This is a genomic window from Rheinheimera marina (assembly GCF_042654345.1).
Taxonomy (GTDB): domain Bacteria; phylum Pseudomonadota; class Gammaproteobacteria; order Enterobacterales; family Alteromonadaceae; genus Pararheinheimera; species Pararheinheimera marina.
This window is the reverse complement of record NZ_JBHSGB010000005.1, coordinates 238,939-252,481: the sequence shown is the minus strand read 5'-3', so window position 1 is coordinate 252,481 and position 13,543 is coordinate 238,939. Positions and strand designations below refer to the sequence as shown.

At 51.4% G+C, this 13,543-nt stretch carries 9 protein-coding genes and 4 tRNA genes; 7 read left to right on the top strand and 6 right to left on the bottom strand.

All coding sequences use genetic code 11. The annotated features are described in order from the left end of the window. The first annotated feature begins 5 nt into the window (after positions 1 to 5). The 6 genes from uvrC (at position 6) to ACFO3I_RS05320 (ending at position 2,903) form a co-directional block, all read left to right on the top strand. Positions 6 to 1,820 carry an excinuclease ABC subunit UvrC gene (gene uvrC, locus ACFO3I_RS05345; RefSeq protein WP_377332351.1) on the top strand — a complete coding sequence of 605 codons (1,815 nt, stop codon included), beginning with the start codon at positions 6 to 8 and terminating at the stop codon, positions 1,818 to 1,820. 18 nt (positions 1,821 to 1,838) lie between these two features. Beyond that, entirely contained in the window at positions 1,839 to 2,381 is a 543-nt protein-coding gene (gene pgsA / locus ACFO3I_RS05340; RefSeq protein ID WP_377332349.1) for a CDP-diacylglycerol--glycerol-3-phosphate 3-phosphatidyltransferase, read from the top strand. 133 nt (positions 2,382 to 2,514) lie between these two features. Next, a tRNA-Gly gene (locus ACFO3I_RS05335) sits at positions 2,515 to 2,590 on the top strand. Positions 2,591 to 2,604: 14 nt separating this feature from the next. Beyond that, positions 2,605 to 2,678, top strand: a tRNA-Cys gene (locus ACFO3I_RS05330). A gap of 22 nt (positions 2,679 to 2,700) precedes the next feature. After that, a tRNA-Leu gene (locus ACFO3I_RS05325) sits at positions 2,701 to 2,787 on the top strand. A gap of 40 nt (positions 2,788 to 2,827) precedes the next feature. Continuing rightward, positions 2,828 to 2,903: transfer RNA gene (locus ACFO3I_RS05320), tRNA-Gly, on the top strand. A 118-nt stretch (positions 2,904 to 3,021) separates the two neighbouring features. On the opposite strand, the gene ACFO3I_RS05315 is transcribed toward ACFO3I_RS05320, so the two are convergent. From ACFO3I_RS05315 to ACFO3I_RS05295, 5 genes are all read right to left on the bottom strand, one after another. Continuing rightward, positions 3,022 to 4,434, bottom strand: a complete 1,413-nt coding sequence (locus tag ACFO3I_RS05315; RefSeq protein WP_377332348.1) for an SLC13 family permease — start codon at positions 4,432 to 4,434, stop codon at positions 3,022 to 3,024. 160 nt (positions 4,435 to 4,594) lie between these two features. Next, on the bottom strand, positions 4,595 to 5,425 hold the full coding sequence (locus ACFO3I_RS05310) for a porin (RefSeq protein WP_377332347.1): 831 nt from the start codon (positions 5,423 to 5,425) through the stop codon (positions 4,595 to 4,597). After that, complete coding sequence (locus ACFO3I_RS05305) at positions 5,418 to 6,731, bottom strand: dicarboxylate/amino acid:cation symporter (protein WP_377332345.1); 1,314 nt, start codon at positions 6,729 to 6,731, stop codon at positions 5,418 to 5,420. Before ACFO3I_RS05305 ends, ACFO3I_RS05310 begins: the two co-directional genes overlap by 8 nt. A gap of 167 nt (positions 6,732 to 6,898) precedes the next feature. After that, complete coding sequence (locus tag ACFO3I_RS05300; RefSeq protein ID WP_377332344.1) at positions 6,899 to 8,269, bottom strand: sigma-54-dependent transcriptional regulator; 1,371 nt, start codon at positions 8,267 to 8,269, stop codon at positions 6,899 to 6,901. Next, positions 8,266 to 10,059 (bottom strand): ATP-binding protein, encoded by a 1,794-nt coding sequence (locus ACFO3I_RS05295; protein ID WP_377332342.1) that lies wholly within the window; start codon positions 10,057 to 10,059, stop codon positions 8,266 to 8,268. Before ACFO3I_RS05295 ends, ACFO3I_RS05300 begins: the two co-directional genes overlap by 4 nt. 152 nt (positions 10,060 to 10,211) lie before the next feature. On the opposite strand from ACFO3I_RS05295, the gene ACFO3I_RS05290 reads away from it, so the two are divergent. After that, entirely contained in the window at positions 10,212 to 11,174 is a 963-nt protein-coding gene (locus ACFO3I_RS05290) for an aldo/keto reductase (protein WP_377332340.1), read from the top strand. 61 nt (positions 11,175 to 11,235) lie between these two features. Here the strand turns inward: ACFO3I_RS05290 and ACFO3I_RS05285 are convergent, their stop codons facing one another. Further along, a complete protein-coding gene (locus tag ACFO3I_RS05285) occupies positions 11,236 to 13,287 on the bottom strand; it encodes a hypothetical protein (RefSeq protein WP_377332522.1) in 2,052 nt (683 codons plus the stop codon). Positions 13,288 to 13,543: the final 256 nt, after the last annotated feature.

Below are 13,543 nucleotides of genomic sequence, written 5' to 3'. Positions count from 1 at the left end.
CGCAGATGTTTGATGCCAAAACCTTTCTTAAGACAGTGCCTGACTTACCGGGTGTTTACCGGATGTTGGATCAAAAAGATACCGTCATTTATGTAGGCAAAGCCAAGCAGCTGAAAAAGCGTTTATCGAGTTATTTCCGACAAAACGTCGCTGGGGTGAAAACCCGTGCTTTGGTCAGCCATATCCGTCAGGTCGAATTTACTGTCACCCAAAGTGAAACTGAAGCCTTGATCCTGGAAAACAACCTGATCAAGCAGTTTTTACCCAAATACAATGTGCTGCTACGGGACGACAAGTCGTATCCTTTTATTCTGATCTCCGGCCATAAGCATCCTCGCATCAGTGCGCATCGTGGGCCCCGTAAAGTAGAAGGTCAGTATTTTGGCCCTTACCCCAGTGCAGGTGCTGTATGGGAGAGCCTGAAGCTGTTGCAAAAAGTGTTTCCTATCCGCCAGTGTGAAGATGGCTTTTACCGGGCCCGCACCCGACCTTGTCTGCAGTATCAGCTGAAACTATGTTCTGCGCCTTGTGTCGGTAAAATTTCTGACGAGGATTATGCGGAGCAGGTGCGCAACACCAGTCTTTTTTTATCGGGCAAAAGCCATCAGTTGATTGAACAACTGGTGGGTACTATGGAACAGGCCAGTAATGAGCTGGCTTTTGAGAAAGCAGCAGGCATTCGCGATCAGATTATTGCGCTGCGTAAGGTGCAGGAGCAGCAATACGTCAGCGGCGATCAGGAAGAAATGGATGTGGTCGCGCTCGAGTGGTCTCATGGCGTCGCGTGCGTGCATGTGCTGTTTATTCGCGACCATAAAGTGCTTGGCAGTAAGAATTTTTTTCCGAAGGTGCCGGCAGATGCCGAGCCCACTGAAATTCTTCCATCCTTTTTGGCTCAGTTTTACTTAAGTGGCGCTGGCGGCCAGATGGTGCCTAAAGAAATCGTCCTCAGTCAAAGCATTGAAGATGAAACCGAATTGGCTCAGGCTATTTCTGAAATGGCGCAACGGAAAGTCAGTCTGACGTTGGCCAAGCGGGGCGAAAAAGCCCGTTACCTGGCGCTGGCGCAAAAAAATGCTGCCGTGGCGGCGGCAACCCGGCTGTCGGTGAAAGACCAGGTGGCGGTGCGCTATCGGGAACTGCGGGAATTGCTCGGTCTGGTGCAGCTTGAGCGGATGGAGTGTTTTGATATCAGCCACACCATGGGGCAACAGACCATCGCCTCCTGTGTAGTTTTTGATGGTCAGGGGCCGAATAAATCGGAGTACCGTCGTTTTAATGTCGAAGGGGTTACCCCTGGCGATGATTATGCGGCTATGGCCTTTGCACTGGAAAAACGCTACGGCAAATTGCAGGACGAAAGTAAAATTCCAGATTTGATCCTGATAGACGGTGGTTTAGGTCAGCTGAACCAGGCAGTCGAGTTTTTTTCTGGCTGGACCTTTGCTCACAAACCTTTGTTGGTTGGCGTGGCCAAAGGCACCAGTCGCAAGCCGGGTCTGGAAACATTAATACTGCCGGATAACCCAACTGGTTTTGCGTTACCTGCTGAATCACCGGCGCTGCATCTGATGCAACAAATTCGTGATGAAGCGCACCGGTTTGCTATAACCGGACATCGGAATAAACGTGGAAAAAATCTGTTGAAGAGCCCGCTGGAAAATATCGATGGAGTGGGTGAGAAACGCCGGCAAGCTTTGTTACAATACCTCGGTGGTTTGCAGGGCGTATTAAAAGCGTCGGTGGACGAACTGGCTACTGTACCGGGAATTTCAAGGCAACAAGCCGAAAAGATTTACCAGGCCTGTCATCAAAATTAGAACGAGAAGTAACGCAGCATGTGGAATATTCCCAACTTATTGACGGTGTTTCGTTTGTGCCTGATCCCGATTTGTTTAGCCTGCTTTTATGCGGACATCCCTTATGCCCGCTTTTTTGCGGCCTTCTGTTTCTGGCTGGCGGCTATTACCGATATGCTGGACGGTTACCTGGCGCGTAAGATGCAATTAATGACGCCTTTTGGCGCCTTTCTTGACCCTGTTGCGGACAAATTAATGGTGGCGGCGGCTTTAGTGCTGATAGCAGTCGATATGCAAACACTGTGGGTCACTATTCCGGCTTTTATTATGATTAGCCGCGAAATTCTGATTTCAGCCTTGCGTGAATGGATGGCGGAAGTCGGCCAACGTGGCCAAGTCGCAGTGTCGGAAGTGGGTAAATACAAAACGGCCGCACAGATGTTGGCATTAATCGGTTTAATTTGGCAGCCGGTAGGCTGGATCACTGATTTAGGTCTTGTCTTGCTGTATGCGGCGACGCTGCTGACGGTCTGGTCCATGCTGGCTTATTTGCGCGCAGCCTGGCCTGCGCTGACAAAATAAACCGCAAAAGCACTGATTTTAAGCGGATTTGCTACTTTTTGAGCAAACGGTTTTGAAAGCAGGAATTTGTTGTTGACGCCTTATCAGAAACCAGTAGAATGCGTCTCGTGTTACGGCGATTGGCCATAGCAAAGCGGGCATAGCTCAGTTGGTAGAGCGCGACCTTGCCAAGGTCGAGGTCACGAGTTCGAGCCTCGTTGCCCGCTCCAAATTTACGCCTGATGGCGGGTTGGCAGAGTGGCCATGCAGCGGATTGCAAATCCGTCCACCTCGGTTCGACTCCGGGACCCGCCTCCATGTAGCGTTAAAAAAGTTGTCTGCCCGGGTGGTGAAATCGGTAGACACAAGGGATTTAAAATCCCTCGGGGGAAACCCCGTGCCGGTTCAAGTCCGGCCCCGGGCACCATTTCAGTGAAATACCAAGTTGCTGAAATAGAATAAAAAATGCGGGCATAGCTCAGTTGGTAGAGCGCGACCTTGCCAAGGTCGAGGTCACGAGTTCGAGCCTCGTTGCCCGCTCCAAGTTCTAATGAACTTAGAAAAATCAGATCAATTCAGAGCAGCCATATGGCTGTTTTTTTATTTCTGCAATTCTGACTTTGGTACTCAGGCCGGAGTTAAAGCCCCGGCCTGCACTGACTCACACGAATAGGTGGGGTGCCAGGTAATGGCTAAACAGGGCTATGACCAGGATCCCCAGTACATTTAGCACCAGTCCAGCTCTTGCCATATCCTTGATTTCCAGTTTCCCACTGGCAAAGACGATAGCATTTGGCGGTGTTGCGACCGGCAGCATAAAGGCGAAGCTGGCAGCTAATGCAGCTGGCAACGCCAGATAAAGCGGTGACAACTCCATTGAAACGGCCACAGGGCCAAGCAAAGGTAAAAAGGCCGCAGCTGTCGCCGTATTGCTGGTCACTTCAGTTAAAAATATAATCAACGAAGTCACTGCCAACAGCAGCAACACAGGCTCAACACCTTGCAGCATTTGCAGCTGCTGCGCGAGCAATTGTGCCACGCCGGTTTTCTGTATCTGGTCCGCCATCGACAAGCCGGCACCAAACAGCAGCAACACGCCCCAAGGAACTTGTTGTGCATCCTGCCATTCCAGTAAGGTTTTTCCTGCTTTCCCTGGTAATAAAAACAGTAAGGTCGCTGCGCCCAGTGCGATCAGGGTATCACTGATGGCGAGCCCTGTCGTGCTGGCAAGCCACTGCTGAAATACCCAGCAAAAGGCCGCTAAAACAAACACCAGCAATACCCATTTTTGTTCAGAAGGAAGTGGTCCTTCACCGGCCAGTTGTTGCTTAAACTGAGTTGCACTGCTGTTCGTGCTGGCTGGCAGTTTGAAATGAAATTGGGTAAGCCAAAGCCAACAAATGACAAGCATCAGACTCGCAATAGGCACCCCTATCAGCATCCAGTCGGCAAAACTGATTTGCATTTGATAGGTTTTCTGCAGATAGGCCGCCAACAATGCGTTGGGTGGAGTGCCAATCAGTGTAGCGACTCCGCCGATACTGGCGCTGTAGGCGATCCCCAGCAAAATAGCTTTGGCAAACTTACTTTGGTCACTGACACCCGCCATGGCGATAATGGATAAGCCAATTGGCAGCATCATCACGGCAGTAGCGGTATTTGACATCCACATGGATAAAAATGCGGTTACGGCCATCAATGCGGCGATCTGTCTGCTTGGCTGAGCGCCGACAAGCGACAGGGCTGACAGCGCAATCCGGCGGTGCAAGCCGGTTTTTTCCATCGCAATGGACAAGAAAAATCCACCAAAGAACAGGTAGATAATTGGGTTAGCATAAGGTGAAGTGGCGGCCGACATCGAGTCGATACTTAGTAGTGGGATAAAGATCATCGGCAGTAACGACGTGACAGGGATTGGCACCACTTCACTGATCCACCAGAGCACCATCCAGGCCATCAGGCCACAGGTCGACCAGGCCGCCTGGCTCATTTCGCTGGAAGGGGCTGGCAGCAGCAGGGTCAGTAGCAATAAAACAGGTCCTGCACAGAGCAGAACCTTTTGGCGAAAAGTCATAATTGTCCTTTGTGGTCGGGTTTAAAACAGGTATTTGACGCCAACAGCAGCGGCATTGTCCTGTGCGGATCCTAAGTCTAGTCTGGACAGCAGCGTATAAAGCGTCAACTGTTTTTGCCAATCATAATCCAGGCCGATTCTGGTGATGCGGGCGTTTTCATTATGGCGTGTGCGACTGTTGTCTCGTTGCCATTGCAGCTTGGTCTGCCAGTTCTGATAGTTCCAGGCTACTTGAGTCAGCAAGGCATGGCCAGAGCGCTGCCGGGCAACCTGAATCACTGTATTGCCACATCAGACCGGCCGAAAAAACGCTGCCAGCATAGTCAGCCAGTTTGGCATGGGCCAATAGCCGCTCCGCGTCCAGGCCATTCAATTCGCTGGTTTGGCCATAAGCCAGATAATAAGGCTGTTGTTTAAAGCTGGCATCGCCATAGCTCATGACCCAATCATAGCCACCGGCTTGCTCATCGCTGGCGCCTGTCTGATAAGTCGCAGACCATTGCCAGCCTTGTAGCACCGGGCTTGTGTAGCTGATTGTGTTTTCCATTCGGTCTTGGCCTGGCGTCAGCTGTGCCATATCCGCCAGGGTTTCATTAAACAGATCGAGTTTGCCTTCGGATTTTTTGAAACGGGTGTCATTTTTGCCAAACACCAGTTCACCCCAAGCGGTGCTGAAACCAAGATAAGTGTTTCGGCTGCCGAGCCGATGGTCTTTATTGGCCTGATCCAGGCCGTTCACTTGCCATTCGTAGACGGCAATCAGCGCCACGGACTCTGTCAGCTGCTGGCTACCCTTCAATCCAAGCCGGGAAAATGGCGCCTCAATTTGCCAGCCTTCATCGACGTAACGAAACAAATCCTGATCCGTGTACAGCCCCTGCAACTCCAGCTTGCCGTAATAATCCCAGTCAAAGGCAGCTGCGGGATTGCATGGGGTTATCGCGCTCACCAGCAGACTCAGTGCTGTGGCCTTAGCAGACAGCTTAACCATGACGAACCTCCGCAGTTTGCAGCTCCGCTGCTGCTGCGGGACTAGATCCTTTTGCCAACTCCAGCTGCAGCTGGGTTTCGTCTAAGTCACCGCACCACTTCGACACCACCAGCGTGGCAACACCGTTGCCGATCAGGTTGGTTAACGCACGAGCTTCTGACATAAAGCGGTCAATACCCAGGATCAAGGCTATACCGGCAACAGGGACCGAGCCAACTGAGGCTAAGGTGGCAGCGAGTACAATAAAGCCTGAGCCTGTCACGCCAGCCGCGCCTTTAGACGTCACCAACAGCACGGCCAGCAAGGTCAGCTGCTGGGTCAGATCCATCGGCGTATCCGTCGCCTGAGCAATAAAGACAGCGGCCATGGTCAGGTAGATGGCTGTTCCATCGAGATTAAATGAATAGCCTGTAGGGATCACCAGACCCACGGTGGACTTGCTGGCACCCAATTTTTCCAGTTTGGCCATCATGCGGGGCAATACAGTTTCAGACGATGAGGTGCCAAGCACAATCAATAATTCTTCGCGGATATAACGGATAAAACGCCTCACCGAAAAGCCGTGGTAGCGACAGATAGCGCCGAGTACCAGGAAAATAAACAGCAGGCAGGTTAAATAGAAGGTCGCCATCAGACCGGCCAACGACCAGAGTGTATCGATCCCGTATTTGCCTATGGTGAAGGCCATGGCGCCAAAAGCCCCAATGGGTGCCACTTTCATAATCATATGCACGATGGAGAACAGCAGTTCAGAGCTTTTTTCTACGTACTGAAACAAAATATTGCTGCGGCCACCCAGGCGTTGCAAGGCAAAACCAAACAACACGGAGAAGAACAGCACCTGTAAAATCTCGCCACGCGCAAAGGCGTCAAATACACTGCTGGGGATCACATTCATCAGAAAATCTGTTGTGCTTTGCATTTGCCCAGGCGCTGTGTATTTACTGATCGAGGCCTGATCCAGACTGGCAGGATCGATATGCATACCTTCACCGGGCTTCACCAGATTAATCACCACCAGGCCGATAATCAGCGCGATGGTCGACACAATTTCAAAGTAAAGCAGGGCGTAACCACCGGTTTTACCGACCTTTTTCATATCTTCCATGCCGGCGATACCTATCACCACGGTACAGAAAATGATGGGAGCGATCAGCATCTTGACCAGTTTGATAAAGGCGGTCCCCAGTGGCTGCATTGCAGCACCAAGTTCCGGATAGAAGTGGCCGAGCAGAATACCCACGCTAATGGCGAGCAGTACTTGTACATAAAGGCTGGAAAACAGCCGACCTGTTGCTTGTTTCATCGTGTTGTCTCTTATGGTTTTGGACGTGAAGAACCTGAAAGAGCAAGCGGCAGGCCAACGTGGGTGAATTTAATTAATCTATATAAAACAGATGGATACGTTTATATTTAACAAGGAGAGTTCTAAGTTGTGCGGATTTTCGCACAACTTGGGTAAAAGGCTGTCACTTAATCCGCACTGTCGTCGGTACCGAGGAAGTCGCGACGGGTTAACTGGTAGCGTGCCATTTTGTCATACAACGTTTTGCGGGGCAGGCCAAGCTCTGCCATAACGGCTTTAATGGCGCCTCTGTGTTGGCTGAGCGCATCTTCCAGCAAGGCTTTTTCGTAAGACTCCAACCGTTGCTGCAGGCTCATTGAACCCGCCAGACCTTGCTCTGCTGCCGCCGGTTGTTCGTTAAATACGATAGCTGGGCCTAACAACACGTAACGCTCCGCCATATTGCGCAGTTCACGCACATTGCCTGGCCACTGGTGCTGTTGCAGCTGCTGAATTTGCTGAATGGACAACGGTTGGTACTCTTTGTGAAAACGGGCTGCCGCCACCTGAGCGAAGTGGCTGAACAGTATCATCAGATCGTCCGGTCGTTGTCGCAGTGGTGGCAGACTGAGCTCCACCAGGCTAAGGCGGTAATACAAATCCGCACGGAACTGGCCATGCTCGCTTAACTGTCGCAGGTCGGTTTTAGTCGCGGCAACTACGCGAATATCCAGATCAATGGTCTGATTGGAGCCGAGACGGGTGACTTTACGCTCCTCCAGTACCCGCAGCAGTTTGACTTGCAGCGACAATGGCGTGCTTTCAATTTCATCCAAAAACAGGGTGCCACCATTGGCAAACTCAAATTTACCGATGCGTTTTTTGTCAGCACCGGTAAAAGCGCCAGCTTCGGTGCCAAATAATTCGCTTTCAATCAGGTGCTCTGGAATGGCGCCACAGTTAATCGCGACAAAGTTATGCTCGCGCCGGCAGGATTGTTCATGCAGGTAACGGGCGACCAGCTCCTTACCACAACCGGTTTCACCAAAAATCAGCACATCCGCAGGCGCGTCCACCACAGCATCCAGCGTACGACGCAGCTGCTGCATTACTTTGCTTTGCCCCAGAATTCGTAAACCAGGCTGCTGTTGTCGTGCCACCTGAGCCTTCAGCTCGCGGTTCTCCAGCACCAGCCGGCGTTTTTCCATGGCCCGCTGTGCCACTTCCAACAAATGGTCATTATCGAACGGCTTTTCCAGAAAGTCGTACGCGCCCTGACGCATGGCTTTGACCGCCAGTGACACAGCGCCATAACCGGTTAATACCACCACTGGAATTTCAGCGTCAATTTGATGGATTTTCTCCATCAGCTCCAGACCGTTGATGGCGGGCATATGAATGTCGGTGATAAGAATGCCAGGCCAGCTGGGGCTCAGCTGTTTCAGCACAGCTCCTGGGTTGGTACTGTGCTGGCAATCAATGGACTCCAGGCGGAACAGTTGGCTGACCGCCAGGCCAATGTCCTGTTCATCGTCAATAAAAATTACTTGTGCAGTCATAAGGTCAATCCGGTCGGTTGAACAGGCAGGCTGATCACAAACTCAGCACCGCCTTTGGGATGGTTGCACACTTGCAGTGTACCGTGCAGTGAGTGAACGATCCGTCGGGATATCGCCAGCCCAAGGCCAAGACCATCGCGTTGTTTGGTGGAAAAAAAGGCTTCAAAGACTTTTTCCAGATGGTGCGGTTCAATGCCAGGCCCCTGGTCCCGGATCAGAATTTGCACTGCATCAGGCTGTTGCCGGACCGTCACTGTCAGTTCTTTATCCGCAGACGCCGCCATTGCCTGAATACCATTGGTGAGGATATTGACCAGCACCTGCTCCAGCTGTATCGCATCGGCCAGCACCACAGGACTTTGTTCTGGCAGTTGCAGACGCAAGCGGACCTGAGCCTGCTGACACTGCGGATGCACGATGCCAAGCGCATCCATCACTAACTTATTGACCGGCAGCGGCTCACTCTTGCTGGCAGATTTGCGGCTGAAATCCTTAAACTGCGCCACGATAGCGGATAACCGCTGCACCAGCTGCTGCATGGCTTTCAGATTTTGCCGGGCATCTTGCCACATGGATTTATCCAGCATTTTTTCGGTGGTCTGCGCGTAACTGTTTAATGCAGTCAGTGGCTGATTCAATTCATGGTTTAATGACGCCGACAACGCGCCAATGGTGGCCAGGCGTTCGGCCTGGATCAGTTCCTGCTGTGTTTGTGCCAGTTCCGATTCTGTCTGTTCGCGCCGTTCAATCTGACGGATAAGTTGTCGGTTGCTGTCGGCCAAATCTTTGGTCCGGGCAATAACCCGTTGTTCCAGTTGTTGGTTATGGGCGAGCAATTGCTGGTGTCGTTTTCGACGCTCCCGTCGTAAGCCAAACAGCAAGACGGCACTGAGGTAGAGCAAAGAAAAAGCCAATAACGCCCAGAGCAGGTTTGGCACTGTGCTGTGCGCGGGCGTCAGCACAGTCAGCACCCAGCCAAACTCAGGCAATTCCTGCTGCACTGTAATAAATGATTGTGGCTTGCCACGGTAAGGCAGCACCCAATATTGTTGCCAGGGTTGTAACCAGGAACGACGCTGTTCCAGCCCGACGGGCGCCAGTTGACCGGTCAGATAACGCTGTTGCTCCTGGATGGACGGTGAGGCGTCAGTCAGTCGGGTCAGACGCCAGGCTTCGACGTCAGATAAAAAGATATCCTGGCTAGGGCCTGTCACCATAAAGTGGTGGTTGGACAGGCCTGCTACTTCCTGCTGGTGGTTTTCAATAGGTTCAAGATCTAGCTTGGCGACCAATACGGCCGACACTGCTTTGTTGTTGAGCAGTGGGGCGCTGTAGTAGACGCCACGGCGGCCGCTGGTGTGCCCCAGCGCATAGTAATACCCCGTCTGGCCCAACAACGCGCGTTGCACATAAGGGCGAAAGCCAAAGTCTTTGCCTAAATAGGAATGGGGCTGATCGGTATTGCTGCTGGCAAAGACCAGTCCGGAACTGTCCACCAGGTATAAATCGGCGATGTTGGCGCTACGCTGCAGCTGTTTCAGGTAATCATTTAATTCAGCCCCAGGCGTGCGCGCTAATTGTTGCAGTAGCACCGAGCCCGTCAATTCTTGCGGCAAACTGGCGTAGCGGCCAATTTCGTAGCGAATAAAGGCAGCGATCATGGCCCGTTGCTCGCTGGCTTTTTGTTCGACGCTATGCAGCAACCAGCTTTGTGTCAGCATGGCGCAAAGCACCAGCATCAGCAGATACAAGGCCAATAGTAGCGGGATAGGGCGGCGTACGCGTGGCACCTGAGCTCCGGGATCGGTAAAAGTGCGGCTAGTGTAGGGCGCTGCGGGAGACGCGACAAGTCAGATCAGCAGAAAGGCGAGTCAGTTGTGGTGGCTTTCTTTGCCGCCCACTCATGCTATGCTGCGGTTTTTATTGATCAAAGGACAACATAATGCAGCCGATCTCAACTTATTTTCCTTCGGCAGATACTTTGGTTTTTGGGTGTATGGGTTTAGGCGGCAGCTGGGATGCAAGCTCTACCAGCGCTGAGCAGCGGCAAAAAGACTATCAGGCTCTCGACGCGGCACTGGAGTCAGGTTACCGCTTTTTTGATCACGCCGATATTTACACCAAAGGCAAAGCAGAGCAGGTGTTTGGCGACTATTTACAACATCATGCCGGACTGCGCGACAACCTTCTCCTGCAGTCCAAATGCGCCATCCGTTTTGCAGATGAAGCCTCTGTAGGCCGTTATGACTTTAGTGCCGATTATATTCGCCAATCGGTCGAAGGCTCATTACGCCGACTGCAAACGGACTACCTGGACTTGCTACTGTTGCACAGACCCGATCCATTGATGCAGGTGGATGAAGTGGCGTCTGTACTGCAACGGCTGAAAGAGCAGGGCAAAGTGAAGCACTTTGGCGTGTCCAATTTTGGCTGGCCGCAGTTGCAGTTATTACAAAGCGCCTGCCTGATGCCGCTTGTGGTGAATCAGTTGCAGATGAGCCTGAAACAGCACCAGTGGCTGGAACAAAACGTGCTGACCGGTATGGCGGAAGGCGCGTCCAATTTCTTCTCCTATGGAACCTTGGAATACTGCCAACAACACAAAGTACAGGTGCAATCCTGGGGCAGTCTGGCGCAGGGCCTGTACAGCGGAAGTGGTGAACTGACGTCCGCGGCAGATCAGGCGACTGCAACTTTGGTGCAGCAGCTGGCGGCCAGTTATCAATGCAGCCCTGAAGCCATAGTGCTGGCGTTTTTAATGCGACACCCGGCAGGCATTCAGCCCGTGATCGGGACTACGTCGCCGCAGCGGATCCGCGCTTGCCGCGAGGCCGTTGGGTTGCAGTTAACCCGTGAGCATTGGTATGCGCTATATGTGGCCGCCAGAGGCCACGCTTTACCTTAAACTCCGCACCATAAGAAAAGCCTGCGTTAGCAGGCTTTTTTGTATGCATGGCTGTTTGGCTTTATTCGGCTGGTTTTGCCGGACCATTCAGAGAAATCACCTTGGTCTTACTGATCTTATGCCGGTAAATTTCGCGAAGGTAGTGAATGGCTTTCTTCACACTGTCGCGGGACAGCCGAATGTCGTTGATGGAAACAAACTTGTTCTTATCGCGGATCAGCTCCCGGTACTTCTTCTCGTACATAGGTTTGATTGCATACCAGTTAGTGTCCAGGATCTTGGCCGGGTTTTCGTATTCGAACAGCATATTGTCCAAACGTTCTTCATCGAACTCATCAGAGCGGATAAAGTCCAGCATGGCTTTGTCCAGCGAGTCGTCAAAGCGGTAATCGTCTTTAGCGAAACAGCGTTTAATAAAGGACACAATCAGAGTCAGGAAATCGTCGCTCAGACAAGGGCTTTTCACAATCAGCGTCGTCAGCGAGATATTGGCGGATGCTCCAATCACCAGCGCATAGCGTTTTAACGTGGTGTTCGGGAACAGCGCGTTCAGATGGCTCTTCAACCGGTTCAGGTCCATATAGGACAATTTGTAGTCTTTTGGCAGCGAAATAATGGAGACCACGGACGAGCAGTTTTTAAAGAAATGCAGGTCTTTTAAATCTTTAGGGTCATAGCCATTTTTCACATAGGAGGCCAACGCCTCGCGGTAACGGCCTGATTCGATCGGCAGTAAGCTGATGCCTTCAATGGCCTGCGTTACTTTATTAAAATGTGGCAGGTCAATGGAGCGGAAGAACAGGTCGTCAATATTCAGGCCACTGTTCGCTTTATCAAACAGCTTCAGCTTATCGACTGAGGCAGGCTGGGTGGGCACCACAGATTCTGCATAGGCCACGGCAACCGGACCGGCCAGGCTCATAAAGAGGTCGTTGGCGTCCAGGCGAATAGTTTCACCAATATCGATACCGGCACGACGGAAGTAATTCTCATCGTAGTCGGTGGTCACCGCCTGGGCGGTCAGAATGTTGAAAATCTGCTGGGAAATATACTGGTTGGCATATTTCTCCATCGCGTTAACATCAATGTGCTGAATTTCACCGTCATCGGTTTCTTCAGCGTAACGCATGATGTCGTTGGAGATCAGCATCATGGCGTTCCATGGACGGATACGCTGCATCACGCTGGATTCATTACTGTCTTCATTCTCCAGGTTGTAGGAGAAGTCCCATTCTTCCGACAGGTATTTACACAGCAGACGCCCAGAGTTGATATGCAGTGCTTCAGACATCTCAACACCGTGGTCGGTAATGTTCGGCAGAATACAGATCCCGCTGGTGAAAATAGGCTCAAACACAAAGGAGTGGCCTGAATTCGCTTCGTTTTCCAGCTCGGGTCTGGTGTCGAACGTTTTGGCCATATAGGCGTATTGCTGAGCCAGGCCAAATTCAGATGCCATACCAGAACCTGTACCTCCGCCTGCGGAGAAGATATAAAAATACAGCCGGGATTGGTTGGCTTTAATGCCACAGGAATCAATCAGGTAAGAATGGATAAATTTCCAATCCGCGTTGGAGAACTTATGGGTGTCTTTGTTCAGGATAATTTTCGCCAGGTACTGACCCAGAATTGGTGCGTTACCGGCACCACCGGCATGGACTTCTGACAAGTCCATGATTTTCATTTTGTTGTAATCCTGCAGGAAGGTCGATTTTTCGCCGCGGTTAGAGAAGCGGATACGGCCCTCAATGTCTTTGTCCAAATCGCCCAGCATCACCAGAGGTTCAATTAAGAAAACAGGTTTTACCTGATGCGATTTATCCAGGTTCAGGCCTTTTTTAATCCAGCGTACGGGGCGGTATTCCTGCTCTTTCTGCGCTTTCTCTTCCTGACTGAACTCACTCATATAGAAGGTGCGGGCGTTGTACACCAGCGACGCGACTTCAAGCGCGATATTAGAACCGCAGCGGCCGAGGCCAATTAAACAGACAGAGGGGAATTGCTGCTTACGACTAACCCCTTCAATTTCCTGGTTTTGAACCGGGAAAACGCTGTTACGCAACGCATCCAGGTTGGCGAGGATCTTATTAATGTCGCGTTCGGTAAAATACATGTAGCGACCAGAACCAAAGTTTAAGTCTGCTTCAGTCTCCGAGGAAACAAAGGGCCGGATTGCGACACTGACATCATCTTTACCTGCGTTGCTTTTTATAACTTTTGTACTCATGCAGAACCTTCCGGGCTTAACTTTTAGTATGAACGCGCACTGAATTAACCATAGTCTTGTGCGGCTATTATTACAATTGGAGAGATAGACAGTACAGAAAAATCTCAGCAGGAAACCGAAGTTTTTATCGAACTTTCAGTAA